A 25601-nucleotide genomic window follows, 5' to 3' on the forward strand; every position below is an offset into this window, starting at 1 on the left:
ATATTAGGCAGGCTTTTAATTTTAATGAATTTATTTTGTTCAATAAGTTATGGTCAGCACCGTACTATTTCAACAGATAACCCCAAACTATCAGCCTTGGATAAACAAGTAGACAAATATGTAACGCAGTACTATCAGGACAAAAGGTCGGTTGGTGTTTCCATAGGTATAGTTAAAGGCGGAAATATTTACTTTTACAACTACGGCGAAACCCAAGCAGGGAACAAGCTGCGCCCTGATAAAAACACAATTTATGAGATAGGCTCAACAACCAAATCATTTACAGGCATTCTGCTTGGACAAGCAATTACAGATCATAAAATCGGGCTTGACAATGATATCAGGGACTATCTGAAAGGCGAATTTCCCAACCTTGTTTACCAAGGCACACCAATTACCATACGAAACCTGGCAAGCCATACTTCAAGGATAACCCGCATATTTCCTAACATGTGGGAGCGGCCGGAATACGACTCGCTCAATCCTTTAAAAAACTATAACAAAGCGCTATTATACCAAGGGTTACATAAAATGCAAATGGATACCTTGCCGGGGAAAAAGTATGCATACTCAAATATGGCCGTTGCATTGCTGGGTACAATATTGGAAGACGCGTATGGAAAGGATTACTTTACCCTTATACAAAAATACATCCTTACGCCCTTGCAAATGGATAATACGATGATCCGAATTGATGCTTTGCCAGCCAGGCGAATTGCCCACCCACATGATGAAAACAGAAAGCCTGTACCTATGTGGGATATATTTTACGTACCTGCTATGGGCGCGCTAAGGTCAACAACTACAGATATGGTTAAGTACATCATAGCTAACAATAACGAAGCTAATGCGGCTATCAAGTTATCGCACCAACGCATTTTTGGCACTGATGAGGATGGAATGGGACTCAATTGGTTTCTTCACCGCACACCAACAGGCCACCGTGTGCTTGAGCACAGCGGAGGAACCGGTGGTTCACGCAGTTCACTGGAATGTTTTCCGGAGTTAAAGACCGGATTCGTGATATTGACCAATAGTCTGGCCAATCGTAACCAATTAGAAAAAGACCTTGCCTCGCTGTTAAGCAAATGATGATTTGATGTAGCTTAACTGGTGCTGCGCATCTCGTTCTGAAAAATTATTTAACAAGTTTCGCCATCCAAACCGTCAACCCGCCACAATCAGGATCGTTAACCTTGTGATGTATTACGTCAAAATTATGGTTCGACAATAATTGCTCATACTCCGCGGTATCTAAAGAAGCATGATACATATTTTCACCGCCGTTCACTCCCCAGGCTTCCCCCTGTTCGGTTCCTGATGTAAACATCAATATACCACCGGGATTTAGGTGCTGTTCAAATATGCCGAACATAGCCGGCTGATCTGCTGCAGGTAAATGGAAAAAACTGTTCCATGCAATTATACCATCAAATTTTCTATTCAATTTAAGCAGTCGCATATCCTGCTCATAAAAGTCAGTGTCAGGAAAGTTGGTCCGCGCAATGTTCAATAGTTCGCTGCTGGCATCAACGCCTACAATTTGTATATCACGGCTAATAAAATACTCAATTATCGGTTTTCCGGTTCCGCAGCCAAGGTCTAAAACAGTGGGTGCAGGCGGCATATGGCTAAGCATCTTATCCAGATAGGGCTTTTCATATAATTCGCCGCTCCTGTTTTGGTCATACCAGGCGGCTATTTTATTATAAACCTTGTATACATTTTGCTTTTCATCGGCTTCCATACTATAAATAACGTAAATTTTAAAGCTGCAACACGCCGCATTTAACAATAAATAATATATTTGGATTGTAAGCCCCGCCTAAAGGGTTTGTTAACCAATTATATATCTTATCGTTATCTGATGAAAAGACGCAGCTTTCTACACAAGATGGCCGTTGCGGGTGCGGCAACTGTTTTTATGCCTTACCTCGACCTCATGGCATCGCCCAATGTTAAAAAAGTAAAGATCACCAACGTTAAATGCGTTCGTACCAAAATAGGTTTCAGGCCCAGTTTGCTGGTGAAAATTGAGACCGATGCCGGCATTGTAGGAATTGGAGAGTGCCATCACGACGAGAACAGCATGGGCGCGAAGGATGTGGTACTGAATGTGATAAAACCCATATTAGTGGGCCAGGACCCTTACGAACTGGAGCGACTGGTATTTAAAATGAGCACCCGCAGTTCCTACTACGGTGGTAACCACGGCATACCGCTGCACGCCATTACCGGTGTTGAGTTTGCGCTGTGGGATATTTTAGGAAAGCTGGCCGATCAGCCTGTATATAAAATATTAGGAGGAGGCGCGCACCGTAAATCGGTAAGGGCGTATTGCACCAGTCGCCCGCGCGACCTGCTGAGCAAAGATTCCTGCCAGGAGTTTGCCGGGAAAATGAAAACATGGGGCTTCACCGCCGCTAAGGTTGACTTTATCCGCGACCAAAACTGGGAGCGTTTGGATAACCGGATGATGTCATACAACGAGATAGACCGCAACGGCCGCGGTTTTCAAAACGTGCGTGATGCCGTAGGTCCTGATTTTGACATTGCGGTACACGCGCATTGGGAACTGGATTTTGACAGCGCCCTGCGTGTTGCACATGCGGTTGCGCCCATGAAACCCTGGTGGTTTGAAGACCCGCTGCCTATTGCCTATAACGAACAATGGGTGAAATTAACAGAGCGTTCGCCTATCCCAATTCTAACCGGCGAGAACCTGTATACCCGCGATGATTTCCGTCCGTTTATTGTTAACGGCGCGGTAAACAAAATTGAGATAGATATTTCAAGTGCAGGTGGTTTATTGGAGGCTAAAAAAATAGCAGATATGGCCGAAACGTACTACATTTCGGTAGCTACGCATAACGTTGCCGGCCCGGTGGCTACTGTGGCGTCGGCGCATTGCGCTGCTACTATTCGTGAGTTTGCCGGTCATGAAGCATTTATGAACCAGGCTATCAACGCCGACGGTAAAAGCTGTAATGGCGACAACGCGGTGTTGGGCTATGGTGTTGATCTGTTAAAAGATGGCTATCTGCAATTTAACGATAAACCCGGCCTCGGCATTACCCTTGACGAGAAACTGGTAAAAGAAAAATACATGGTCCCGGGTGAGACTTGGTGGGATTGATATTAATTATTGATTTTAAACCCCGGCCGACTTAATAAAAAAGTCGGCCATTTTTTTGAAAGTCAGGTGATTAAAAGTTACGGGGCCATGCTGCCCATTGGGAACAATGATCAATTCATCCAGTAAATTATGCTTCTTTAACTTTTCTGCAAAGAAGAGGCTTTGGCAATGCGGTACAAGCTCGTCGGCATCGCCATGTATCAACAAAAAATGGGGCGCATTATGGGTAACGTAGGTTAACGGACTTAGTAGCGCCAGCATATCTAAATTACTGGCCGGATCTCCGTTTATCAAAGCAGCCTCCGGCGATGTGGCGCCGTTTGTTGTGTTACAATCTTTAAAGCGGGTAAAATCTGTTGGAGCAAACCAATCTACCACCGCGTTAACTGCACTACCTGCGTTGGCATAATTGCCGATACTGCCTTCAACATCAATTGTTGCGCTGCCAACCGTGTATTTATGTAAGCCATTGGTAACCGCCGCTACTGAAGCCAAATGCCCACCCGATGAATAGCCTGTTATGCCTATAAACGATGTGTCAATATTATAGAAATGCGCATTTGCCCTGATAAAACGTACAGCCGCCTTAACATCATGCAGTTGAGCCGGCCATGCCGCGTCAGCGCTTGAGCGATGATTAATTGAAATCACCGCGAAGCCGGCATCCAGCAAAGGTTGGCCTAAAGTTTCAAATCCGAACTTTTTAGCATTGTTATGCCGCCATGCGCTGCCATATATCACTATAACAGGCTTGTAAACGGTTTTGGCGGATTCGGGCAGGTAAATGTCCAATTTATGATAAGCCTTGCCATCATCAGCATAATTTATGTCAAGCCATTGTTTGCTGATAGATTTTGTGTTTGATGTAGAAATTGCCGGCATAACTGGTGTATCAATTCAACAAAGTTAGTAAAGTTATACGTTGGTTTTGGGTGACAAGATAAGGTTTGGCTCAGCCCGGCTCTTAGTGGCTCTTGGCGGTTCTTAGGAGCTTTTAGTGGCTCACCCGGTCCTCGGTGGTTCACCCCGGCCAGAGCCACCACCCCATTCAATTTATTATTTGCAGATGCATTTCTGCATAAATCAATATCTTTACCATTACTGATTTATGACTACCGAAGAATTATACCAGATTTACCTGCAACACCCGGTTATAACAACCGATACGCGTAAAATTACCAAAGGCAGCCTGTTTTTTGCCCTAAAGGGCGAAAACTTTGATGCCAATACGTTTGCAGCGCAAGCTATTGAGGCAGGTGCCGCATACGCGGTAATAGACAACGCAGAATACAACACCGGCGACAAATTTATTTTAGTACCTGAGGTATTGACCGCCTTGCAGGATCTGGCCAGTCACCACCGCAGGCAGCTTAACATACCTGTTGTTGGGCTTACCGGTTCAAACGGGAAAACTACCACCAAAGAGCTCATCAACGCCGTACTATCGCAAAAGTTCAATACCCTGGCTACTCAGGGTAATTTAAATAACCATATTGGCGTACCGTTAACGGTATTAAGTATCAACAGTTCGCACGAGGCTGCAGTTGTAGAGATGGGTGCTAACCATGTTGGCGAAATAGCTTTATTAAGCAGCATATCGCAGCCATCGCATGGCATGATCACCAATGTAGGCAAGGCGCATTTAGAGGGTTTCGGCGGTGTTGAAGGCATTAAAAAAGGCAAAGGAGAGCTGTATGACTTTTTAAGTAATAACAACCGTCAGGCTTTCGTTAATAGCAATAATCCAATTTTAATGGAGATGCAGGAAGCCAGAAAGTTTACTACACCTCCCATTTTTTATGGTGATGCTATAGATGACCTGGTAAGCGCGGAAATAACCGGCAACGCGCCGTTTTTATCCCTGCGCTGGACCAACAATACATCCGGTGAAAGTTATGACATAACCACTCAGCTAACGGGTTCTTATAACCTGGATAATATTTTGGTGGCCATTTGCATGGGTGTACATTTTAAACTATCTGCAGAAGAAATAAACCGTGGCATAGAAAATTATCAGCCTAATAACAACCGCTCGCAGGTGGTAAAAACGGCTAACAATACATTGATCTGCGACTATTACAACGCCAACCCCACAAGCATGCTGGCTGCAATTGAGAACGTTGATAAACTAACCGCTGCCCAAAAGGTTGTTGTGCTGGGAGATATGTTTGAGTTGGGCGAAGAAGCAGAAGCAGAGCACAAAGCTATTGTTGAAAAAGCCATTATCACCGCAATTAACAGGCGTATTTTCATTGGCAAAGAGTTTTATAAATTAAAAAACAATAGCGCCGAATTTTACGAAACACGCGATGCCGCCGCCGAAGCGTTGCGAGCCAACCCAATTAAAGGTGCGACAGTGCTTATCAAAGGGTCGAGAGGGATGGCGCTGGAGAAGTTGGTGGAGTTGTTTTAACTACCTTATCCCGTAAAATATTCTGAACCCCTGCAAATAACGTTGGTTCCCAATAAATGAGACACCATAATCAACCCTGAATATAAGGCGTTGTATGCCTATATAAAGCTCTGAATAGTTTTTGTTATTGCGCTCGGTAAGGTAGTTCACACCTACAATTTCTTCCAGTTTTAGCTTGCGTACAAAAGGCACCCTGCGTAAAATAGAACCTGAAAAATTATGCTGATAATGCGCTTCTAAAAATGTACTGTTAGCACTGTAGGTATAAAAGGGCAGGAAGTGAAAACTGCCCACATCTGTAGGATCAAATGTTGTGCCCTGGTTACCAATAAAATGATAAAAATCAGGAAAGTACAGCGTTTTCTTGCTTAAAAAAGTACCCGCAGCAAGCTTAAAAGATGAGTAACCGGACAGACCTATTCTGATCCTGTCTTGCGTTGCTGTAACAGATGCAAAATCATAATTGGCGTCTGCGCCTAATATACCGCTGATAGCCTTACGATAATTTACTGTAAGTACCGGAAAGCGGGATTGCAGAAATACCCTTCCGGTTGGCCGGGTTATAAACGGCTGATCAAATGTAAATCTGGCTGATACATTTAAGGTAAGCGCCTGGTGCTGCGGAAACAATACCGAGCGGTCACTTGCCGGTGCACTTTCTGGCGCAAGCGGATTGTTGGAAGTAAAATCTCGGTTCTTATTATTGAAAATAGTGTAGTAAGAGGTATTGAAAAGCTGTGTACGATCTGAATAGCCCAAACCAACATTCAACCTTATACCATTGGCAACTTCCCGCTGCCAGCCAAAATTGGCAAATTTTGAGCGATAATATTTTACAAAGTTCCGTTCGCTTAAAAGGGTACTCAACGTATTGAAAAAGAGGGAACGCGTAGCAACATTGTTAAGGTCAAGCACATCGCTGCCTATGTCAAAGGTAAATATGCCTGCATTAAACAGGTCATAGGTATATGATGACCGCACATTGGCGCTGAACAGTTTGTTACCGAAACCATACCTTACCGCCGGAGAGATACTGTATGAACTAAAGTCGTCAAACGTTTTGGAGTACCTCACCCGCAGGTTGGTTCCAAAGCCCTCAACCGTATTGTAAAAGAACGATTCTCTGAACGGATGGATGTAAAGTGTGTCTTTAGCGTTACGATGAACAATTGTATGTCCGAACACCAGGTAGGGCAATATAGACAGCTGGTTATTACTCCGCTGCACCGAATCGAGATAGGCGTTGGTACTTTGAATGGCTAATATGCTATCGCGTTTCCGGGAATCAATACCTTCATCGCGGGTTAATGGTACCGGGCGCTGGCTGTTCCAGTAAACGGTAGGTTTAAGATTTGCCGCTGTATCAATATGCAACACCTCGCCTGTAAAATAATCGTCAGGTATTTTCAGGTCGAATTTGTAATTGTTGTATAGACCAATATAGTAACCTTCAAACTTAAACCCGAACACGTTTCCGCTGTAAGCATATTCGATAGAGGAGGGCATCCATGTACTATCGCGTATCGGCACATACTGTTGACTGATGCGCATGGTATCAACCAGGTTAAGAAAATTGGCATCGTCCGTCAACATCAGATCAACGCTGTACAATCGCCAGTCGCCCTCAACAACATAAATATGACCGCGAAAAACAGGGTCATATTTGTGTTTGGGCAGCAATTCAATTTTAGAAATGGTTTTTCCGCCGCTCACGGCTGTACCAACCAACCTGTAGTTATAGTAAGAGAATGCGTATGAAGCTATTGGTGATACAAAACCCCTGCTGCTCAAACCCTGCACCGCGAAAACATTATTATAAAAATTGGCCTGAAGATCTGACGCTTTTGAATAGCTAAATGCCGGCGTAACCCCTGCCATGCGCTGGGCTATTGTTTCTTCCTTAATTTTATTAGGCCGGGCAGAGGTAAAGGTTGACAACATTTCCGACTGATACAACAAACCTTTGCCGTTGCTATCTAACGACAAAACATTTGATACACCGCTACGCATTAATGAGTTGGGGGCCTCAATCAGCTTTTGTACACCCTTAATGTAAACTGAGCAGGAATAAGAGTCCAACTCGTTCAGATAATATTGGCGCTTATCTATCACCTTGCGCATAATGTTCATGGCAGAGGTGTCTTGTCCGCGACGGGCCCTTTGCGATATAGCGCGTGGTTGGTATACTTCTTTTTCCAGTTTTACGTTGACGCGCTGGTCGGCATTGCCGATTGTAACATTTTGAACCTGTTCCTTATAACCTACGAAACGGTACATAATGCGGTAATTACCCGGATTTAGTTTTAACTGGTAATTACCTTCCTCGTTGGTTGTGGTGCCGTAAGTGGAATTACGGATGTAAATTGACACAAAGGCGACCGGCTTATTCTGCTCATCAACCACACGGCCAGACAAAACAAATTGCTGCCCGGAAGCTTTACATAAAAAAGCGACTGAAAAGAATAAGAATATAAGTAAACGTTTGGCCATAAATAATTCTATTAATGGTTTTTATACGCAAATGTTTGCTTGCTGGCACAATATATTTACAAGCCCGGTTAAACGGGCATTATTGTTTACTTTTGGGCACATTAATTAACTGATCTATGTATAACACGCTGAAACCCGTATTGCAGCAGGAACTTGCTGAAATTGAGCAGGCCGGTCTGTATAAAAAAGAAAGAATAATAACCTCCCGCCAGGGGGCCGGGATAACCGTACAGGGCGGTAAAGAAGTAATTAACTTTTGTGCCAATAATTACTTAGGACTATCTGGTAACCAGCAAGTAGTAGACGCGGCCAAAGCTGCTATGGATAGCCACGGCTATGGCCTGTCATCCGTGCGTTTTATTTGCGGCACGCAGGATATCCACAAAGAACTCGAAAAGAAGATTTCTGAATTTTTAGGTACTGAAGACACCATACTTTACGCCGCTGCCTTTGATGCCAATGGCGGAGTGTTTGAGCCGCTGTTTAATGACCAGGATGCGATTATCTCTGATGAGCTGAACCATGCTTCCATTATTGACGGCGTACGCCTGTGCAAAGCCCAGCGCCAGCGTTACAAGCACGATGACATGGCCGATCTGGAAGAGAAGTTAAAAGCCACACAGAACTGCCGTCATAGAATTATCGTGACTGACGGCGCTTTCAGTATGGATGGCACCATTGCGCAACTGGATAAAATATGCGTGTTAGCCGAGCAATATAATGCTTTGGTAATGATAGACGAAAGCCATTGCAGCGGATTTATGGGGAAAACAGGTCGCGGTACGCATGAGCACCATCATGTGATGGATAAGATAGACATTATTACCGGCACATTAGGTAAGGCATTAGGAGGAGCTTCGGGTGGATTCACATCCGGCAGGAAAGAAATAATTGAGATGCTGCGCCAGCGCTCAAGGCCATACCTGTTCAGCAATACATTGGCACCTGCAATTACCGGTGCATCTATCGCGGTGTTGGATATGCTGAGCCAAACAACGCAACTGCGGGATAAGCTGGAGTATAATACCCAATACTTCCGCAAAGCAATGACGGAAGCAGGTTTTGACATTAAACCCGGCGTTCACCCCATTGTTCCGGTGATGTTGTATGACGCCAAGCTGGCGCAGGAGTTTGCCGCCAAAATGCTGGACGAAGGCATTTATGTTATTGGTTTCTACTATCCGGTTGTGCCGCAGGGCAAAGCCAGGATAAGGGTACAGCTATCCGCCGCGCACAATCAAGAGCACTTGGATAAGGCCATTGCCGCATTTACCAAAGTAGGTAAGGAGTTGGGTGTGCTTAAATAATACGTATAAGTTGCTTATATTTGTACGTATAACGTGTTTGTTATGGAAAATACAAAGTTAACTTTAAGTGTTAAATCCGACTCCTTACCTGCTATAAAAAGCTATGCCAAGAAAAAGCACACAAGCGTATCCAAACTGGTTCAGGATTTTTTTGATGAGATTGTAAAAAAGGAGAAAAAAGAGGATGATTTGCTTGAACGTTTAAAGACCATAGAACTATCTGATAATATTAAGGCATTAACCGGCATTTTAAAAGGAGCTTACCCGGATGACATGGACTATAAGGACATGAAGTATGAATATTTAAAGGATAAATATGACCTTTAAAAACTTGTATTTAGACAGCGATGTTTTACTGGATATGTTATTGTTTAGAGAGCCGTTTTACGGTTATACACAGCTAATATTTCATTACAGCGAAAATTCAAGGTTTAATGTGAGCACATCTTCGCTGATATTTGCAAATATGAATTATATCCTGTCAAAGAAGATGGGTGCTGTAAAGGCTAAAGAAAGTTTGCGTGCTTTATCTGATTTGATTGAAGTATTGCCGTTTGATAAAGATGCGGTTAATTTTGCATTATCAAGCTCATTCAGTGATTTCGAAGATGCAATCCAACATCACATCGCCATAAAAAACAACTGTGATGCCATCATCACCCGTAATATAAAAGATTATAAGCAAGCCACTATACCGGTTTTAACAGCCGAGCAATTTTTACGAACATTAAGCTAAATGCAGGAAAAAATAGATAAATATACCGCCGAGATCAAGGCATTCGCGGCTACAAAGGCTGATGAACTGGAAGCTTTCCGTATCAAGTTTTTAGGAACCAAGGGTATTATAAAAGATCTTTTTGACCAGTTTAAAACCGTTGGTCCGGAAGAAAAACGCACCTTTGGCAAAGTACTTAACCAGTTTAAACAACTGGCCGAAGAAAAATATAGCGAGCTTAAAGAAGCATCAGCAAATACTGCTGACACTGCTACAGCTGATATTGACAAAACCCTTCCAGGGGATGGCTTTGAGTTAGGATCGCGCCATCCGCTTACTTTGGTAAGGAACGAGATCATTGATGTGTTTAAGCGTTTAGGCTTCGTAGTGGCCGAAGGTCCGGAGATAGAAGACGACTGGCACAACTTCTCGGCCCTAAACTTCCCTGAAGAGCACCCTGCCCGCGATATGCAGGATACCTTCTTCATCAAAAAGAACAGCGGTACTGATGATATTGCGCTGCGTACGCATACCTCATCGGTACAGGTGCGCATGATGGAGAATGGCAAACCGCCGTTCCGCGCTATTATGCCGGGCCGTGTTTACCGTAATGAGGCTATCTCTGCCCGTGCACATTGCTTCTTCCACCAGGTAGAGGGTTTATATGTAGATGAGAACGTATCATTTGCCGACTTGAAGCAAACGCTTTATCACTTTGTGCAGGAGCTGTACGGCGAAGGCACCAAAGTGCGCTTCCGCCCGTCGTACTTCCCGTTCACCGAGCCATCTGCCGAAATGGATGTATCATGCACCATTTGTAAAGGCAGCGGATGTAACATGTGTAAATACAGCGGTTGGGTAGAGATATTGGGCTGCGGCATGGTTGATCCTAATGTATTAGAGAACTGCGGCATCGACAGTAAAAAATATACCGGCTTTGCTTTTGGTATGGGTATTGAACGTATCACTAATTTGAAATATGTTATCCGCGATCTTCGTCTGTTCTCTGAGAACGACGTAAGGTTCCTGAAACAGTTTCAATCTGAAATTATATAATGAAGCAACTGGGCACAGCTATACTATTGTTGTTTTTGCTGGCCGGGTGCGGCAAGCAGGGCAATGTTGTGCCTTATGTTGCCGTAAACCTTCAGTTGCAGCTAAATGACCCAAGATACTCACAACTACGTTCCATTGGCAGCGCGGTTGCTATTAATGGCTATGGCGTTTCGGGCATTATTGTGGCTAATACAGTTTATGGCTATCGGGCTTACGACCGATGCAGCGCATACGAACCTGAAAAACGCTGCGCTGTAACTATTGATGATAATAAAATACTGGTTACCGATCCTTGCAGTGGCTCTAAATGGCTGTTGCAAGACGGTACACCTAACAAAGCGCCCGCTGTACGCTCGCTTAAGCAATATAATGTGTATATTGATCCGTCGGGAAATTTTCTGACCATCTCTAACTGATCTTATGGAAGCCGAAAAAATAAAAGACAGCATTAAGCGGGCCGCGCAGGAGCTATTCCGAAAGTTTGGCTACCATAAAACAAGCGTTAACGAAATTGCCAAGCGTGCCCGTATTGCCAAGGCTACCATTTACAAATATTTTGAGAGTAAAGAAGAGTTGCTCCATACCTTGCTGATGGATTACATCCGCCTGAGTGTAGACGACCTTATCAGCAAAAGCAACCCCGAAGCCGACGAAGAGAAACACCTGAGCGGCCTCATCATGAAAACCTGCCGATTAAGTTATACGGTTTGTAATGAGTTTATTGGCTGGGATTTCATTCGCGAATCAACCAATTCACAGGAGTTTTTAAAGAATTTGAGTAACGAGCTGGAAGATATGCTGATGTCGTCCTTCGCCCGCATTACGCACATTCGCCGCGATGGCAACTATATGCAGCGCCTGCGTTTTTTGATCACATGTAGCAAAAGCATTGTTTTCAGTTTCGCCTTCACCTCAGTAAGCGATAGCGACGTACGCAAAAACTTTGTTTCCTTCCAAAAAGATGTATTGCCCTACCTGGTTAAAGCGGCTATTACCATCTAAGTCCTTTATTCCCACTCGTCAAAACTGCAATTTTAGCATTACTACTGCATAAATGACAGTGTATCGGCTATAGCTGATGCCATTTTGAGGCAAACCAGGTTAAACACATACTGGAATACTTTTTGAATGTATTTGATCAATACCAAAAAGAAACATGGATCATTTATCAATTATATTAGGATTTATAAGTTACGGCTCTGCTTTGTTTTTAATGATAGCTATTGCCGTGATCAGTTTTATAGTGCAATGGCGCTTTAAAAGCAAGTTTAAGGAATACTCAGAGATGGCTTTGTCTTCAGGCTTAACCGGCCGAGAAGTAGCCGAACTAATGCTCAAAGATAACGGCGTTTATGATGTTCAGGTAACTTCTGTTGATGGCCAGCTAACCGACCATTATAACCCGGAGAACCGCACCGTAAATTTGAGCGCCGACGTTTATAACAGTCGTAGTATAGCCGCGGCGGCCGTTGCCGCCCACGAGTGCGGACATGCAGTGCAACATGCCAAAGGTTATAGCTGGCTGCAATTACGCTCCACCTTGGTGCCATTAACTAATGTAGCTAATACCTTGGTGCAGGTTACCTTAACCATAGGTGTTATGCTGTTTTTTTTCTCCCATAATGCTTTTGTATTAACCATTGGTGTGGCAGCACTGGCGGTGGTAACGCTGTTTACCTTTATAACGCTGCCGGTTGAGTTTGATGCCAGCAACAGGGCTTTAGCGTGGTTGAATAATAACTACAATGTAATGCAAACTCAAGCAGAACATCAGCAGGCTAAAGATGCACTTTGGTGGGCGGCCATGACTTATGTTGTTGCAGCACTGAGCGCATTGGCTACATTGCTTTATTACGCTTCTTTTCTGTTAGGCAGAAGAGACGATTAATAATCAGCATAAATTTTTATTTTACAAGGCGACTTCACCGGTCGCCTTTTTTGTTGGCACTTACATCCTGTAACAATTGTGTTGTTTGCTGATTCGCAATCGTTAGCGTTATATATTATTCACCTGTTGATTATTAGCTTGATAGGTTTTTATATAGATTTGTTGTAACCGATTAGCCGATTTTCGGCACAACTAAATAACCCTTTAAAACCCATTACACTAAAATGAAAAGAATGCTTGGCCTGCTTATGCTTGCTTCAACAGCGGCAATGGCCCAAACCGGCAACCCACCCATGGTGACCTTTACCGCGCAGGAAGACCACAAAAACATGATGGAGCAACTGGGCATTAAAGCCTTGCGCCCCGGACCCAGTGGTAACGAAAGCGCGCCTAATCATGCTAACTACGATGAGGCATTAGCTAATCCTTACCCTAACCTGCCGGATGTTTTAACGCTTAAGAACGGTAAAAAAGTAACAACCCCCGAGCAATGGTGGAACCAGCGCCGCCCCGAGATAGTTGAAGATTTTGAAAGAGAGGTAATTGGACGCGTACCGAAAAACATGCCTAAAATAAACTGGCAGGTAAAGCTGGTTGACAAAGAAATGGTAAACCGCATACCGGTTATTGCCAAACAGATCATAGGGCATGTAGATAACTCAGCCTACCCGCAAATTGATGTGAATATTGAAATGACGCTGGTTGTGCCTACTAACGTTAAAGGCCCGGTACCGGTGCTGATGATGTTTGGCATGCCGGGCCTGCCTGCGCCAAGTGCACCAACAGCTGCGGAAGTTACCAGGCTTAACGCGGCTTTAAAGGATCTGCTGATCAAAAGCGATCCGTCATTAAAAACAATTTTAGATGAGCATCCAGCATGGCAGCCAGTTACCTTACCCGCCGTGCAAAGTGCGTTTGGTTTAGGTGGCGGTGCTCCGGGTGGTCGCCCGGGCGCTCCTGCCGCTCCGGCCGCCGGACCGGTTGATGTTCCGGGCATAGCAGGCGTTAACAATGATCCATCGTCAACGCAACAGTTGCTGGCCGCAGGGTGGGGCTATTGCACTATTAGTACCGCAAGCATACAGGCTGATAATGGCGCCGGTTTAACCCGTGGCATAATTGGTTTGGTTAACAAAGGCCAGCCCCGCAAACCTGAAGACTGGGGCGCTTTACGTGCATGGGCATGGGGCGCAGGCAGGGCATTAGATTACCTGGAAGCAAAAGAACCTGCTGTTGATGCTAAAAAGGTAGGCATCGAAGGCGTTTCACGTTATGGTAAGGCGGCTTTGATAGCATTGGCATTTGAGCCTAAATTTAATATGGCTCTGGTGGGTTCATCGGGCGAGGGTGGCGCTAAACTGCACCGTCGTAATTTTGGTGAGGCTGTTGAAAGCTTGACCGGCACCGGAGAATTTCACTGGATGGCCGGCAACTTTATGAAATACGGCGCATCCGATGCTAAATTTGGCGCTAAAACGCCGGGCGATATTCCTGTTGATTCGCACATGCTGATAGCGCTTTGCGCACCACGCTTAACTTTTATTAGCTACGGTATACCCGAACAAGGCGACGCTAAATGGCTGGATCAGCAAGGAAGCTATATGGCTACCGTTGCCGCCGGACCGGTATTTAAGCTGTTGGGTAAAAAAGATCTCGGCGTATCAAATGATTATAACAAAGAAAAAATGCCACCTGTAAATACGCCAATGTTAGATGGCGATCTGGCCTGGCGCCAGCACGATCAGGGACACCAGGATCAGGCTAATATGAAATGGTTCATTAAATGGGCCGATCAAAAGATGGGCAGACCAGCGGCTACGCCGGCTGTACAGGCGGGTAGGTAATCGAATCTTCGATATAAACCAAAAGGGCGATGGGCGTAAAAAATCATCGCTCTTTTTGTTTTCGTTATTTTATTCGTATTATTTTCTTTAGATATAAAAACCGGAACAGAAAAACTAGTGTCAAAGAGAAAAATATGACGGATACTGAAATTTTAGTATTGGAGATACGGTCGTTTATGCAATCGATGCCAATATAATTTTGCTTGTTAAGAATAAGGCTCACGACAAATCCCTTTCTAAGGAAATCATTTTTACATATACCAATCTCTATTGGTTGCCCCTTTTTAACCTGTGACAAAAAGCTGAAGTAAAAGAAACAATCTGAGTCATCAGCAGCAATCTTATAATATTTATCGGCTTCTTCCTCAGTAAATAAGTTATAAGAATATTCCCCTCTATTAACTTCTTGTTCTATTTTTGAAAAATGCCCCTTTATAAGGGCGATATTTTCTGAACTTACACTATCGGTGAGTAATATATCAACCAATATCAATGATAGTAGAATACCTACCACTACGATTGCAATCGATTTAAAGTTGAGTTTCATCGATTGCATCGGTGATTTTACGGAAGGTGTTAAACTGGAATATATACTTGTAAGTTAATTCATCCTATACGGAGCTATCAGATCAAACTCAGGTATTTGAACATCAAAAAAAGTGTTATCTAAAAGGCGCATCATGCGGTACTGGCCTTTCATGGTACCCATATCTGTTTTAAGGTTACAGCCTGATACGTACTCGTGCGAACTGCCGGGCTCAATAACCGGCTGCATACCTACAACACCTTCTCCCTCCACTTCGCGCTTGGCGCCGTTCGAATCAAATATATGCCAATGGCGGCTTAACAGACGCACAGAATAACTTCCCTTATTCTCTATCGTCACTTTATAAGCAAACATAAAATGATCATTAGCCGGGTTAGAATACTCGGGCTGATAGATGGTTTCTACCGAAACCTTAACTCCGTCTGTTATACATGTAACCATATTGATTATAGCTTAAGTCAAAGATAATGCGAGGCTTCAAAAATCAAGCCATGTAAACCTATAATTTTCAGCAATATAGATTTTTTAACATTAAATAAACAAATCCCAAATGTTAAACTTCCACTATTGATACGGATGAGCTGAACCGGGGGTTGCATTCAATCTCGTTTAAAATATCACTAACCTCCTCAAATGTTCCTGCCGTAACCAAACGCGAGCGGTATTCTTTAAAGTTATCAATCCCTTTAAAGTAATTGGAATAGTGCCTGCGCATTTCAAAAACGCCGGTTTTTGGTCCTTTCCATTCTATTGATTTGATCAAATGCGTACGGCATGCATCAATGCGCTCGGCAAAGGTTGGCTTTTCCCGGTGTTCGCCGGTTTCAAAGTAGTGTTTTATCTCCCGGAAGATCCATGGGTAGCCAATAGCTGCTCTGCCTATCATCATACCGTCAACACCGTATTGCAAACGCCATTCGGCGGCTTTTTCAGGCGAGTCAATATCACCGTTTCCAAAAATGGGAATATGGATGAGTGGATTCTTCTTTATTTTGGAAATCAGTGTCCAGTCGGCATGGCCTTTATACATCTGCGCGCGGGTGCGTCCATGAATGGTAAGCGCCTTGATGCCCACATCCTGCAGGCGCATGGCCACCTCTTCTACGTTTTTAGTGTTATCGTCCCAGCCCAGGCGTGTTTTAACGGTAACCGGTAAATGGGTACCCTCAACAACCGCCTTGGTCATGGCTACCATCTTGTCTATATCCTGCAAAAGACTGGCACCAGCGCCACGACAAGCCACATTTTTCACCGGGCAGCCATAGTTAATATCGATAAGATCCGGGTTAGCGCGACTTGAAATTTCAGATGCTTCGCGCATGTGTTCAATATCACTGCCAAAAATCTGAATGCCTATCGGGCGTTCGTATTCAAAAATATCGAGTTTTTTAATGCTCTTGGCAGCATCACGTATCAACCCTTCCGACGATATGAACTCGGTATACATCATATCGGCCCCGTGCTGTTTGCAAACGTAACGGAACGGTGGATCGCTCACATCTTCCATCGGTGCCAGCAATAACGGGAACTCCCCTAAATCTATATTTCCTATTTTTACAGACATGCTTATCTTTAACCCGTTACAAAAATACGAAAATTGAATTAAATGACAGCTACACCCTCCGGTCGCCTGCATCCATCGGTGCAATTCCTTATTCTGGTATCGCTCATTATTGGTGTTGTACTGGTAGGCAACGTAATTGCACTTGCATTGGTGACAGCCCTATATGGCCTAGAGATGGTAATGGGCATTGCTCAGCTTGATTTTTCAAAGCCCGGCGCTGCCGGCGCGCTTTGGGTTTTACAGATAGTTGGTACAACATTGCCTTTGTTGATAACCCCACTGCTGTTCGCTAAAGTTATTGTAAAACAAACCGATGAATACTTAAAGCCTTCCTTTAAATTTCCGTGGCAATTGCTATTGCTGGTTTTTTGTGTGATGCTGGTATCATCGCCGTTAATTGAGTTTTTAGGAGCCATTAATAAGCGGATGGTTTTACCTGAGTATTTGAAAGCCGTGCAGGATTGGATGCGCGAAAGCGAAGACAAAGCCCAGCAACTTTTAGGCATCCTGTTGAAAATGGATTCAATCTGGTCGGTTATAGTTAATGTATTGGCCATCGGACTACTTACAGCTATTGTAGAAGAGTTAACCTTTAGGGGATGCCTGCAAACCATTTTTTTTAAGTGGTTTGGTAATGTGCACGTTGCAGTTTGGGTAACAGGCATATTGTTCAGCGCATTTCACTTAGAGTTTTTTGGATTTTTGCCCCGTTTGCTTTTAGGTGTTTTGTTTGGCTACTTTACCGCGTGGAGCGGCAGCGTGTGGCCGGCCATATGGGCGCACTTCCTTAATAACGGCACCGCGGTGGTGGCCTATTACCTTTACCAACGCAAGGTGATCAAAGTTGATCCCAATGCGAATCAGATTTTTCAGAATTCCACTTATGTCTATGTATTTAGCTTCATAATTGTGCTATTTTTGCTGTATGTGTACCACTATGTGGCCAAAAAACGCTCAACAGCACCCTGACGAACATAAATGGAGAAAAACTGGATAAAAATTTTCACTTCAACCCACTTTTACCAGTCGGAGATTGTGAAGCAGGTACTGTGCGAAAATGATATTGATGCTGTTTTAATGAACAAGCAAGCTTCTTCTCATGGCTTTGGCAATGTAGAGGTTTACATCCATCGTGACAACTTTAGCCACGCTATTGAACTCATGATCCTCAACCAAGTTAACTTTTTATGAAAACCCGCGCCATTACCGGCTTCTTCTTTGTTATTGTAATGCTGTCATCCGTTTTAACCGGGCAGTATGTTTTTGATGTGTTTTACTTTTTGCTGGGGAGTTTTTGCCTGTGGGAGTTTTACGGTCTGCTAAAATCAGCATCCATCAAACCTAATATAACCACCGCCTTACTAAACGGGGCTTTCATATATGTTATTTTTGTTTTGATAGCTTATGATGACGATGCCCGCAAATTGATATTACTGCTTCCTGTTACTTTGAGTTTTATTGCCATACAGGAGCTATTCAAAAAAACCGACGCGCCGTTTACCAATATCTCCTACACATTTTTTGGCCTCCTGTTCACTATTATTCCGTTCAGCTTCTTTCACGCGTTAGGTTACCTTAATGGTAGTTTTAATCCGCATTTGCCTTTGGCATTTTTGTTGATGCTTTGGGGTAATGATACAGGCGCATATCTGGTAGGCAGCAAATTTGGCCGAACCAAGCTGTTTGAAAGGCATTCGCCTAAAAAAACATGGGAGGGCTTTATTGGAGGCGTATTAATTACTGTTGGTATTGCATTTATAGTAAACCATTATTTTACAGAACAACCACTGCAAAATTTAATATGGATGGCCATGATCATCAGCGTATTTGGCACCATTGGCGATCTGATAGAATCTATGTTGAAACGCAGCCTTAAGGTGAAAGATTCGGGTGGTATATTGCCGGGGCACGGTGGGTTATTGGATAGGTTTGACGGTTTATTACTGGCTGCACCAATTGTATATGCATACCTGTACTTTGTAACAAATTTTTAGTTTTGCATAAAATTTATATAAATGACTTTTCATAAAGAGGGATACACTTCGCTGGCACTTTGCATTTTATTCATATTTGTGTTGAATGCGGCCATACAGTTCTATTTTCCGCAGGCTTACGTGTTTAAATGGATAATTTACATTTTCTCGTTCCTGCTGTTTGTTACCATTGTTCAGTTTTTCCGCAGTCCGAAACTGCTCATCACACAGGATGAAAACTCGGTACTTTGCCCTGCAGATGGTAAAGTTGTTGTTATTGAGGAAACAGATGAACCTGAATTTTTAAAAGATAAGCGCTTGCAGGTGTCGGTATTCATGTCGCCGGTTAATGTGCATGTTAACCGCAACCCGATTAGCGGGGTAGTGAAATATTTTAAATATCACCCGGGTAAATATTTGGTAGCATGGCACCCAAAATCATCAACCGAGAATGAGCGTACAACTGTAGTTACCGAAACCACAGACGGCAAGCATCAGGTATTGTTCAGACAAATTGCAGGCGCTTTGGCCCGCCGTATTGTTTGGTATGTAAAAGAAGGCGACAAAGTTGAGCAAGGCGACCAGTTTGGCTTTATTAAATTTGGCTCAAGGGTGGATGTGTTTTTACCAATCGGCTCAAAAGTTAACGTACAGATTGGCGAAGTAGTTAAAGGCGGCAGAACCGTTTTAGCTGAGCTACCGGCTTAACTAAGTAAAATATTATGACGAAAAGCGAAAGCCTTGCCTCTAAAAAGGGGTAAGGCTTTTCTTTTAAGGTTATTAATCGGCGCGAGCATTAAGCAATCAATAGAACTGTTTAGAAGTACTCAGCAATTGCAACAAAATTTTAGCCAATAAAAAAACCTCTCTGATCGCTCAGAAAGGTTTTTAAATATGCTTATTAGCAAATTACTTTGCTACGCGTTTTGCTTTGATACGGGCAGCTTTACCGGTAAGTGCACGCAGGTAGAACAATTTAGCACGACGTACTTTACCAAAGCTGTTAACCTCAACTTTATCAATGTTAGGTGAATTAGCAGGGAAGATACGCTCAACACCTACACCGTTAGAGACTTTACGTACAGTGAAAGTTTCAGAAACGCCTGTGCTGTTACGTTGAATAACAACACCTTGGTAAACCTGGATACGCTCTTTGTTACCTTCTTTGATCTTATAATGTACGCTTACAGTATCGCCTGCTTTGAAAGACGGAAGTTGGTTAACTGTTACTGTTTGCTCTTCTACAAATTTTATTAAATCCATGATTTTAAGCTCTTAAAGCGATTTTTAGCCCCTAAAAATCGGATTGCAAGTATAGGGATTATTTTTGAGAATTAAAAAACGATTTTAAAAAATTCCACATTTTGTTTTTTATTAACAAAATGCGTCGGTTCGGGCACTCGCTCAAGGTGTTAACTCATGCCCGCTTTTAGCTAATACTCGTTAATCTAACAGATCCGGTCGCCTTGTTTTGGTACGCTCAACAGCCTGCTCAAAACGCCATTTTTCAATCTCTGCAGCGTGCCCGCTTAATAATACATCGGGCACTTTGTGGCCGTTCCAGTCAACAGGGCGCGTATAAATCGGAGCATCTAACAAGCCATCCTGAAAAGAATCAGACAAAGCCGAAGTTTCATCATTCAATACACCGGGTATTAACCTAACAACGGCATCCACTAAAACAGCAGCAGGCAGCTCGCCACCTGATAGCACGTAATCTCCAATAGAAATCTCGCGGGTAACATAAACATCACGGATGCGTTGATCTATGCCTTTATAGTGACCGCATAGAATAATAATATTCTTTTTTGTGGACAGCTGATTGGCAATGGGCTGGTTAAGCGTTTCGCCATCCGGCGTCATGAATATCACCTCATCGTATTCCCGTTCACTTTTGAGCTTTTCAATACAAGCAGCAAATGGCGCTATTGACATTACCATGCCGCTGCCACCACCATAAGGGTAATCGTCAACGCTTTTTTGTTTGTTGGTAGCGTAATCGCGCAGGTTATGCACATATATTTCGCTGATGCCTTTTTTTTGCGCACGCAGCAAAATAGAGTGAGCAAAAGGACTTTCCAACAAACCCGGCAATACCGTTATAATATCAAAACGCATGCGGCAAAGGTAGGGAATAGTGTTGAGCCCCCCAACCCCCTGAAGGCGGAGCTTTTAATGACGATATATTCCCCCTTTAGGGGGTTAGGGAGCTTAATCTTCTTCCTCTAACTCAAATATCTCTTCCACATTTTTACCGAAAACTCTTGCAATTTTTAAAGCAAGCACGGTTGATGGCACGTACTTGTTGCTTTCTATTGTATTAATGGTTTGTCGGGATACACCTATTAACTGTGCCAGTTCTGCTTGGCTTATGTTCTTTATGGCGCGCTCTACACGCAGCGAGTTCTTCATGATTCGGCGTGTTTTGAGAATAACGGCTTTATTCTTAGCATATATTCCATTCTTAAAATGCTAAAAATCAAAACTACATTAATTAATACATCTGCCCTCCATGTTGTTCCCGGAATGTCAAAGTAGCCTATACCTTTTTTGCTTGTCAAAATAAGTGTCTTTATTTCAGGGACATTAAATTTTTGATACAGTACAATAAAGAAAAGCAGCAAAATGGCTAATTGCAGCGACTGTGTACGGTATTTACTGATCAACTCGTCTTCAACCCGCTCTTTAGCAAAAGCCAAAAACAGTAACCCAACGGGCAAAATCATAGTAAAGGGGGTAATAATGATACTATTTGAATGCACAACTATTCCCCCATCTTTCATACTGTTAAAAACCTTGTTTTGTTCATCGGTTAAACCAGCTTGATAAGAGGGGATCATTACGTGCGTAAACCACTCTTCCTTTCTTACATACCGGTGTTTATAATTGGTTACAGCATATATCAGCGTAAAAAATAGATAAATATAACCCGCATATTTAAAATAATGCGGTAATAACAACCTGTTTGATAAGGAAGTATAATCTTTTTTGGCTTTGCCAACCACTATAAATACGATAGCCAGTGCGAATAAAACTAAGGCTATAGAATTACCTATAGAGGCCAACGCGAATTGATTATCAAATTTTTTAGGAGGGTAAATCAGCATCAAAATGCCGGATGTATTTATAAAAAACCCAATGGCCGATATCATTAATAATAAATAACCTGCCTGTTTAACTCTTGGAGATAAAAGCTCGAAATTCATGATAAGTTAGCCTCCTGACAAATTTTATTATGATGATCAAACCCTACGCTGTTATATATTGCTTCAAGCATGACAAGGTCGGCCTCGCTTATGTTTTTTATAGCGCGATCAACACACAATGAGTTTTTCATAAAGCCAATCCCCCTTGCATAACTTTGTACTTTCTCAATTGCCAATTAAACTTAATAAGGAATGCAATAGCTATAATTTCTGTACTGAAACTAATGATGTATAAAAACGGAACGGAGTATAAAATAATGTTAGCTATCAATAGCATTAAATAATATATGATTACAGCTAACTGCATTGATTGTACACGTAGCGAAGCAATAAATTCATCTTCTTTTTCTTCTTTAGTGTATACCCATGCTATTAGCGGTAAAAACATAAAGTTTGCCAGTGTATTTAGAAAATCGGGAGCTGTTAAAAAGTTATACACGCAATAAATACCAGATCCGATCAAAAAAAATGATAGCGCGGCCGATACTATACGATAAGGTCGGTTAGGTAGATAATATAAATTATCTAAGGCGTAAATATCTTTTTTGCGGGTTATCAAATAACGGAACCGTAGTTTGAAAATCAGCAATGGAATAAAGAACATTGTGTAGCCAACGTCCGGAAACATATCTAAATTAAACGAATGTAATGTTATATAGACCAATCTGACCAAAGAACTAACTAATATAGCCCAGTACAGCGAATTTGCCCTTATTTTTGAAATCAGTTCGTCCTCTACTTTCTCTTTAGCAAAAGCCGTCATTAAAAGGCCTGCTACAACAAGGGCCAAAGCCAGTTCATTGGTAAAATTTTCATACTCCGGCTTTAGTAAACTACTTGTTTCACGCAATTTTAAAGTGAAGCCGGGTATTTGGTACTGCCATATTTGGCAGGCTACGCCTAAAATAAATCCAGGGATGAAAAGCAGCCATCCAATCATCCGGAATTTGTTAGGAAATAATAAATAAGGTTTCATAATTGTAATATTATTTTTCAAGTAAACTATTGGATTGATAAACAACCCACCTGAAACGTAAAATGAAAATGACAAGCGGAGTAAATACATTAGCGCCAAGAACAGTAATCAGGTCGCTGCCATTTAATATTAGTATGCTGATTATTACTAAGCCGTAATTTGAATAGACCGCCCACTGCAAAGAATCAAGACGAAGCTGTACCAAGTGCTCGTCCTCTACTTCTTCTTTCGTAAATGCAAATAGCAACAAACCACAAATCAGTAATAAGAGTACCGCACTTTCTACGATCCCTTCAAGATCCAGCAGGCCGCTGTTCGATCTTTCAGTCTGCCAAGCAGTAAATTGTTTATAAAAGCAAATTAGAACAATTGCAAGTATAATACCCAAGAATATTAAAATGATTGCTCCCTTGCGCCAATGGTGCGGAAATAAGAAACGTGTTTTCACTATCTGTAAAGTTTGGTTTACCAAATGTAAAACAAACTTTACATATGTCAAGTATTTTTGACAAATATTTTTTAGTCGAGATAAATATCCAATAATCCCTCCGGCAGATCAAGGTACACTTCGCCGCCTTCTACATCAATACCTTTAATAAAGGTGCCGTTAAGCGGGAACAGCACTTCTTTGCCTTCGTAATTAACGGCAGCTAATATTTGCTGCGGATATTCCAGGATATCGGTAATTTCGCCCAGCTCACCTTCTGTCTCATCAATAGCAATAAAGCCCTTTAGGTCTTTCAGCGTAAACTCTTCCTTTTTCTTTTTGGGTTTAAGTTTATTAGGAAGGTATATATCCTTTTTTACTAGTAACGATGCTTTTTCAACAGTGTCAACATCTTCCAGGTACAGGTATGCCGAGTTTTTTTGATTGTATTTGATAGATTGCACAAAGTAAGGAGCCAGTTTTCCGCCTATTTCAATAAACAGGGCATTAAATTTAATGGCTTCCAGTCCGTCAAAATCAATATACAGCTGCATTTCGCCTTTAAGGCCTTTGGTTTTTAGTACGCTGCCTATGCGGAAGTGGTCTTCAATTTTCATATTATTTCACTAATTTCTCGAATTTGAGCGAATTACACGAATTTCTAATTCTCCCTCTCCTTAAGTAGAGGGGTGGGGTGAGGCTAAAATAATAATGGCGAAGAACCGGTAAGGTTGCTTCGCCATATCTTTAGATTTAAAATTTTCGAAAAAATTATTCTGCGCTTTCTGCTTCTGGTGCAGCTTCTTCAGCAGCCGGAGCTTCTTCAACTTCTTCGGCAACCGGAGCATTTTTAGCAGCAACAGCAGCAGCTTTATCAGCATTACGTTTTGCTTCAGCAGCTAAAGCAGCTTTACGCGCTTCTTCTTTTGCTGATAGTAAACCTGATTTTTTACCGGTGATTTTACCGTCTTTTTGCTCAGTCCAGGCTGCAAATTTTTCGTCAGCTTGTTCTTGAGTTAAAGCGCCTTTTTTAACGCCGCCTTCTAAGTGTTTTTTGTATAAAACTCCTTTGTAAGACAGAATAGCACGACAAGTATCAGTTGGCTGTGCACCGTTGTTTACCCAGTTAAGGGTTTTTTCAAAATTAATGTCAATAGTAGCCGGGTTGGTGTTTGGGTTGTATGAACCAATACGCTCAATAAACCTACCATCGCGAGGTGCACGTGCATCTGCCACTACAATGTAGTAAAAAGGTTTTCCTTTTTTACCGTGTCTTTGCAATCTGATTTTAGTTGCCATTTCTTAATTTGTTTATGTGTTCAACATTCCCCCGGAGTTTTGTTCAGCGGGGACGCAAAGGTAAGAAAATTTATTTTATATAAAATAGGTGGTGTAACTTATTTTGTTTGAGGCAGAAAGGGTTATAATTATTTAAAGGCACAATCGGGCACATGGTCATTAACCATACCGGTGGCCTGCATATGCGCATAACAAATGGTAGTGCCAAAAAATTTAAAGCCTCGCTTTTTCATGTCTTTGCTTATCGCATCGGATATGGGCGTACTGGCGGGTGTTATACCGGTAGTACTGTTAATAGGTTTACCATCCGGCATAAAACTGTACAGGTATTTATCAAATGAGCCAAACTCCTCTTGAATACCTATGAACAATTTAGCGTTATTAATAGCGGCTAATATTTTTAAACGATTACGAATGATACCTTCATCCTGCATTAAGCGCTCCACATCCGCATCTGTAAACGCAGCAACTTTATGCACATCAAAATTAGCAAAAGCTTTACGGTAACCTTCGCGACGGCGCAGAATGGTGATCCAGCTTAAACCTGCCTGTGCCGATTCCAAAATCAAAAACTCAAACAGCGTTTTATCGTCATGCACTTCCTTTCCCCATTCTTCATCATGATATTTAACGTATAATGGGTCGGTACCGCACCAGCTGCAACGTTTAAGGCTTGTATCCATATTCAGGCAATTAAATTCAAATATAATAAGCGCATTCTAAATGCCAAAAAATTTAGCAAGACGACATTGTATTTTGT

At 42.5% G+C, this 25601-nt stretch carries 30 protein-coding genes; 15 read left to right on the forward strand and 15 right to left on the reverse strand.

The window, feature by feature from the left end; translation table 11 throughout:
• Nucleotides 1-24: 24 nt before the first annotated feature.
• Complete coding sequence (locus CLV57_RS02070) at nucleotides 25-1092, forward strand: serine hydrolase domain-containing protein (protein WP_157799040.1); 1068 nt, start codon at nucleotides 25-27, stop codon at nucleotides 1090-1092.
• Nucleotides 1093-1138: 46 nt separating this feature from the next.
• Here the strand turns inward: CLV57_RS02070 and CLV57_RS02075 are convergent, their stop codons facing one another.
• On the reverse strand, nucleotides 1139-1747 hold the full coding sequence (locus tag CLV57_RS02075; RefSeq protein WP_100339698.1) for a class I SAM-dependent DNA methyltransferase: 609 nt from the start codon (nucleotides 1745-1747) through the stop codon (nucleotides 1139-1141).
• 120 nt (nucleotides 1748-1867) lie between these two features.
• Here CLV57_RS02075 and CLV57_RS02080 point away from each other — a divergent pair, with 120 nt between their 5' ends.
• Nucleotides 1868-3136 (forward strand): mandelate racemase/muconate lactonizing enzyme family protein, encoded by a 1269-nt coding sequence (locus CLV57_RS02080; RefSeq protein ID WP_100339699.1) that lies wholly within the window; start codon nucleotides 1868-1870, stop codon nucleotides 3134-3136.
• Between the two features lie 15 nt (nucleotides 3137-3151).
• Here the strand turns inward: CLV57_RS02080 and CLV57_RS02085 are convergent, their stop codons facing one another.
• The gene (locus CLV57_RS02085; protein ID WP_100339700.1) at nucleotides 3152-4018 is read right to left on the reverse strand and encodes an alpha/beta hydrolase; all 867 of its coding nucleotides are present in this window, start codon (nucleotides 4016-4018) and stop codon (nucleotides 3152-3154) included.
• A 226-nt stretch (nucleotides 4019-4244) separates the two neighbouring features.
• On the opposite strand from CLV57_RS02085, the gene CLV57_RS02090 reads away from it, so the two are divergent.
• Nucleotides 4245-5549: a UDP-N-acetylmuramoyl-tripeptide--D-alanyl-D-alanine ligase gene (locus CLV57_RS02090; RefSeq protein ID WP_100339701.1), complete on the forward strand. Its 1305-nt coding sequence runs from the start codon at nucleotides 4245-4247 to the stop codon at nucleotides 5547-5549.
• On the opposite strand, the gene CLV57_RS02095 is transcribed toward CLV57_RS02090, so the two are convergent.
• Complete coding sequence (locus CLV57_RS02095; RefSeq protein ID WP_100339702.1) at nucleotides 5550-8039, reverse strand: DUF5686 and carboxypeptidase regulatory-like domain-containing protein; 2490 nt, start codon at nucleotides 8037-8039, stop codon at nucleotides 5550-5552.
• Between the two features lie 116 nt (nucleotides 8040-8155).
• On the opposite strand from CLV57_RS02095, the gene kbl reads away from it, so the two are divergent.
• The 8 genes from kbl (at nucleotide 8156) to CLV57_RS02135 (ending at nucleotide 14849) form a co-directional block, all read left to right on the forward strand.
• Complete coding sequence (gene kbl, locus CLV57_RS02100; RefSeq protein WP_100339703.1) at nucleotides 8156-9346, forward strand: glycine C-acetyltransferase; 1191 nt, start codon at nucleotides 8156-8158, stop codon at nucleotides 9344-9346.
• Between the two features lie 42 nt (nucleotides 9347-9388).
• On the forward strand, nucleotides 9389-9673 hold the full coding sequence (locus CLV57_RS02105) for a DUF6364 family protein (RefSeq protein WP_100339704.1): 285 nt from the start codon (nucleotides 9389-9391) through the stop codon (nucleotides 9671-9673).
• Entirely contained in the window at nucleotides 9663-10082 is a 420-nt protein-coding gene (locus tag CLV57_RS02110) for a PIN domain-containing protein (protein ID WP_100339705.1), read from the forward strand. The genes CLV57_RS02105 and CLV57_RS02110 overlap by 11 nt, the downstream gene beginning before the upstream one ends.
• On the forward strand, nucleotides 10083-11117 hold the full coding sequence (gene pheS, locus CLV57_RS02115) for a phenylalanine--tRNA ligase subunit alpha (protein ID WP_100339706.1): 1035 nt from the start codon (nucleotides 10083-10085) through the stop codon (nucleotides 11115-11117).
• Complete coding sequence (locus CLV57_RS02120; RefSeq protein ID WP_245856825.1) at nucleotides 11117-11533, forward strand: Rieske (2Fe-2S) protein; 417 nt, start codon at nucleotides 11117-11119, stop codon at nucleotides 11531-11533. Before pheS ends, CLV57_RS02120 begins: the two co-directional genes overlap by 1 nt.
• Nucleotides 11534-11537: 4 nt before the next feature.
• Entirely contained in the window at nucleotides 11538-12119 is a 582-nt protein-coding gene (locus CLV57_RS02125; RefSeq protein ID WP_100339708.1) for a TetR/AcrR family transcriptional regulator, read from the forward strand.
• 154 nt (nucleotides 12120-12273) lie between these two features.
• Nucleotides 12274-13005, forward strand: a complete 732-nt coding sequence (locus CLV57_RS02130) for a zinc metallopeptidase (RefSeq protein ID WP_100339709.1) — start codon at nucleotides 12274-12276, stop codon at nucleotides 13003-13005.
• A gap of 224 nt (nucleotides 13006-13229) precedes the next feature.
• Nucleotides 13230-14849, forward strand: coding sequence for a glucuronyl esterase domain-containing protein (locus CLV57_RS02135; protein WP_100339710.1), 1620 nt, complete (start codon nucleotides 13230-13232; stop codon nucleotides 14847-14849).
• Nucleotides 14850-14913: 64 nt separating this feature from the next.
• On the opposite strand, the gene CLV57_RS02140 is transcribed toward CLV57_RS02135, so the two are convergent.
• From CLV57_RS02140 to dusB, 3 genes are all read right to left on the reverse strand, one after another.
• On the reverse strand, nucleotides 14914-15405 hold the full coding sequence (locus tag CLV57_RS02140; protein WP_100339711.1) for a hypothetical protein: 492 nt from the start codon (nucleotides 15403-15405) through the stop codon (nucleotides 14914-14916).
• 45 nt (nucleotides 15406-15450) lie between these two features.
• Nucleotides 15451-15837, reverse strand: coding sequence for a Co2+/Mg2+ efflux protein ApaG (gene apaG, locus CLV57_RS02145; protein WP_100339712.1), 387 nt, complete (start codon nucleotides 15835-15837; stop codon nucleotides 15451-15453).
• A gap of 112 nt (nucleotides 15838-15949) precedes the next feature.
• The gene (dusB, locus tag CLV57_RS02150) at nucleotides 15950-16960 is read right to left on the reverse strand and encodes a tRNA dihydrouridine synthase DusB (protein ID WP_100339713.1); all 1011 of its coding nucleotides are present in this window, start codon (nucleotides 16958-16960) and stop codon (nucleotides 15950-15952) included.
• 42 nt (nucleotides 16961-17002) lie between these two features.
• On the opposite strand from dusB, the gene CLV57_RS02155 reads away from it, so the two are divergent.
• The 4 genes from CLV57_RS02155 to CLV57_RS02170 are packed head-to-tail and all read left to right on the forward strand — an operon-like array spanning nucleotide 17003 to nucleotide 19641.
• Entirely contained in the window at nucleotides 17003-17929 is a 927-nt protein-coding gene (locus CLV57_RS02155) for a CPBP family intramembrane glutamic endopeptidase (protein ID WP_100339714.1), read from the forward strand.
• Between the two features lie 9 nt (nucleotides 17930-17938).
• Entirely contained in the window at nucleotides 17939-18151 is a 213-nt protein-coding gene (locus CLV57_RS02160) for a putative signal transducing protein (RefSeq protein ID WP_100339715.1), read from the forward strand.
• Nucleotides 18148-18954 carry a phosphatidate cytidylyltransferase gene (locus CLV57_RS02165; RefSeq protein WP_100339716.1) on the forward strand — a complete coding sequence of 269 codons (807 nt, stop codon included), beginning with the start codon at nucleotides 18148-18150 and terminating at the stop codon, nucleotides 18952-18954. Before CLV57_RS02160 ends, CLV57_RS02165 begins: the two co-directional genes overlap by 4 nt.
• Before the next feature lie 21 nt (nucleotides 18955-18975).
• Nucleotides 18976-19641 carry a phosphatidylserine decarboxylase family protein gene (locus CLV57_RS02170; RefSeq protein WP_100339717.1) on the forward strand — a complete coding sequence of 222 codons (666 nt, stop codon included), beginning with the start codon at nucleotides 18976-18978 and terminating at the stop codon, nucleotides 19639-19641.
• A gap of 201 nt (nucleotides 19642-19842) precedes the next feature.
• On the opposite strand, the gene rplS is transcribed toward CLV57_RS02170, so the two are convergent.
• The 9 genes from rplS to CLV57_RS02215 all read right to left on the reverse strand — a co-directional run bounded on the left by rplS (nucleotide 19843) and on the right by CLV57_RS02215 (nucleotide 25524).
• Nucleotides 19843-20196, reverse strand: coding sequence for a 50S ribosomal protein L19 (rplS, locus tag CLV57_RS02175; protein WP_100339718.1), 354 nt, complete (start codon nucleotides 20194-20196; stop codon nucleotides 19843-19845).
• A gap of 180 nt (nucleotides 20197-20376) precedes the next feature.
• Complete coding sequence (gene trmD, locus CLV57_RS02180; protein WP_100339719.1) at nucleotides 20377-21051, reverse strand: tRNA (guanosine(37)-N1)-methyltransferase TrmD; 675 nt, start codon at nucleotides 21049-21051, stop codon at nucleotides 20377-20379.
• A 93-nt stretch (nucleotides 21052-21144) separates the two neighbouring features.
• Nucleotides 21145-21345: a helix-turn-helix transcriptional regulator gene (locus CLV57_RS02185; RefSeq protein ID WP_100339720.1), complete on the reverse strand. Its 201-nt coding sequence runs from the start codon at nucleotides 21343-21345 to the stop codon at nucleotides 21145-21147.
• A complete protein-coding gene (locus CLV57_RS02190; RefSeq protein ID WP_100339721.1) occupies nucleotides 21342-22139 on the reverse strand; it encodes a hypothetical protein in 798 nt (265 codons plus the stop codon). Before CLV57_RS02190 ends, CLV57_RS02185 begins: the two co-directional genes overlap by 4 nt.
• A gap of 127 nt (nucleotides 22140-22266) precedes the next feature.
• A complete protein-coding gene (locus CLV57_RS02195; RefSeq protein WP_100339722.1) occupies nucleotides 22267-23115 on the reverse strand; it encodes a hypothetical protein in 849 nt (282 codons plus the stop codon).
• Nucleotides 23116-23125: 10 nt separating this feature from the next.
• Nucleotides 23126-23563, reverse strand: coding sequence for a hypothetical protein (locus CLV57_RS02200; RefSeq protein ID WP_157799042.1), 438 nt, complete (start codon nucleotides 23561-23563; stop codon nucleotides 23126-23128).
• A 71-nt stretch (nucleotides 23564-23634) separates the two neighbouring features.
• A complete protein-coding gene (gene rimM, locus CLV57_RS02205; RefSeq protein ID WP_100339724.1) occupies nucleotides 23635-24159 on the reverse strand; it encodes a ribosome maturation factor RimM in 525 nt (174 codons plus the stop codon).
• 154 nt (nucleotides 24160-24313) lie between these two features.
• Nucleotides 24314-24841 carry a 30S ribosomal protein S16 gene (locus CLV57_RS02210; protein WP_100339725.1) on the reverse strand — a complete coding sequence of 176 codons (528 nt, stop codon included), beginning with the start codon at nucleotides 24839-24841 and terminating at the stop codon, nucleotides 24314-24316.
• A gap of 128 nt (nucleotides 24842-24969) precedes the next feature.
• On the reverse strand, nucleotides 24970-25524 hold the full coding sequence (locus tag CLV57_RS02215; RefSeq protein ID WP_100339726.1) for a DNA-3-methyladenine glycosylase I: 555 nt from the start codon (nucleotides 25522-25524) through the stop codon (nucleotides 24970-24972).
• Between the last annotated feature and the right edge of the window lie 77 nt (nucleotides 25525-25601).

The organism is Mucilaginibacter auburnensis, assembly GCF_002797815.1.
In the GTDB taxonomy this organism is placed as follows: domain Bacteria; phylum Bacteroidota; class Bacteroidia; order Sphingobacteriales; family Sphingobacteriaceae; genus Mucilaginibacter; species Mucilaginibacter auburnensis.

Coding starts and splice junctions, on each gene's coding strand:
- CLV57_RS02070 (WP_157799040.1), top strand. CDS start 25: ATGAATTTATTTTGTTCAATAAGTTATGGTCAGCACCGTACTATTTCA.
- CLV57_RS02075 (WP_100339698.1), bottom strand. CDS start 1,747: ATGGAAGCCGATGAAAAGCAAAATGTATACAAGGTTTATAATAAAATA.
- CLV57_RS02080 (WP_100339699.1), top strand. CDS start 1,868: ATGAAAAGACGCAGCTTTCTACACAAGATGGCCGTTGCGGGTGCGGCA.
- CLV57_RS02085 (WP_100339700.1), bottom strand. CDS start 4,018: ATGCCGGCAATTTCTACATCAAACACAAAATCTATCAGCAAACAATGG.
- CLV57_RS02090 (WP_100339701.1), top strand. CDS start 4,245: ATGACTACCGAAGAATTATACCAGATTTACCTGCAACACCCGGTTATA.
- CLV57_RS02095 (WP_100339702.1), bottom strand. CDS start 8,039: ATGGCCAAACGTTTACTTATATTCTTATTCTTTTCAGTCGCTTTTTTA.
- kbl (WP_100339703.1), top strand. CDS start 8,156: ATGTATAACACGCTGAAACCCGTATTGCAGCAGGAACTTGCTGAAATT.
- CLV57_RS02105 (WP_100339704.1), top strand. CDS start 9,389: ATGGAAAATACAAAGTTAACTTTAAGTGTTAAATCCGACTCCTTACCT.
- CLV57_RS02110 (WP_100339705.1), top strand. CDS start 9,663: ATGACCTTTAAAAACTTGTATTTAGACAGCGATGTTTTACTGGATATG.
- pheS (WP_100339706.1), top strand. CDS start 10,083: ATGCAGGAAAAAATAGATAAATATACCGCCGAGATCAAGGCATTCGCG.
- CLV57_RS02120 (WP_245856825.1), top strand. CDS start 11,117: ATGAAGCAACTGGGCACAGCTATACTATTGTTGTTTTTGCTGGCCGGG.
- CLV57_RS02125 (WP_100339708.1), top strand. CDS start 11,538: ATGGAAGCCGAAAAAATAAAAGACAGCATTAAGCGGGCCGCGCAGGAG.
- CLV57_RS02130 (WP_100339709.1), top strand. CDS start 12,274: ATGGATCATTTATCAATTATATTAGGATTTATAAGTTACGGCTCTGCT.
- CLV57_RS02135 (WP_100339710.1), top strand. CDS start 13,230: ATGAAAAGAATGCTTGGCCTGCTTATGCTTGCTTCAACAGCGGCAATG.
- CLV57_RS02140 (WP_100339711.1), bottom strand. CDS start 15,405: ATGCAATCGATGAAACTCAACTTTAAATCGATTGCAATCGTAGTGGTA.
- apaG (WP_100339712.1), bottom strand. CDS start 15,837: ATGGTTACATGTATAACAGACGGAGTTAAGGTTTCGGTAGAAACCATC.
- dusB (WP_100339713.1), bottom strand. CDS start 16,960: ATGTCTGTAAAAATAGGAAATATAGATTTAGGGGAGTTCCCGTTATTG.
- CLV57_RS02155 (WP_100339714.1), top strand. CDS start 17,003: ATGACAGCTACACCCTCCGGTCGCCTGCATCCATCGGTGCAATTCCTT.
- CLV57_RS02160 (WP_100339715.1), top strand. CDS start 17,939: ATGGAGAAAAACTGGATAAAAATTTTCACTTCAACCCACTTTTACCAG.
- CLV57_RS02165 (WP_100339716.1), top strand. CDS start 18,148: ATGAAAACCCGCGCCATTACCGGCTTCTTCTTTGTTATTGTAATGCTG.
- CLV57_RS02170 (WP_100339717.1), top strand. CDS start 18,976: ATGACTTTTCATAAAGAGGGATACACTTCGCTGGCACTTTGCATTTTA.
- rplS (WP_100339718.1), bottom strand. CDS start 20,196: ATGGATTTAATAAAATTTGTAGAAGAGCAAACAGTAACAGTTAACCAA.
- trmD (WP_100339719.1), bottom strand. CDS start 21,051: ATGCGTTTTGATATTATAACGGTATTGCCGGGTTTGTTGGAAAGTCCT.
- CLV57_RS02185 (WP_100339720.1), bottom strand. CDS start 21,345: ATGAAGAACTCGCTGCGTGTAGAGCGCGCCATAAAGAACATAAGCCAA.
- CLV57_RS02190 (WP_100339721.1), bottom strand. CDS start 22,139: ATGAATTTCGAGCTTTTATCTCCAAGAGTTAAACAGGCAGGTTATTTA.
- CLV57_RS02195 (WP_100339722.1), bottom strand. CDS start 23,115: ATGAAACCTTATTTATTATTTCCTAACAAATTCCGGATGATTGGATGG.
- rimM (WP_100339724.1), bottom strand. CDS start 24,159: ATGAAAATTGAAGACCACTTCCGCATAGGCAGCGTACTAAAAACCAAA.
- CLV57_RS02210 (WP_100339725.1), bottom strand. CDS start 24,841: ATGGCAACTAAAATCAGATTGCAAAGACACGGTAAAAAAGGAAAACCT.
- CLV57_RS02215 (WP_100339726.1), bottom strand. CDS start 25,524: ATGGATACAAGCCTTAAACGTTGCAGCTGGTGCGGTACCGACCCATTA.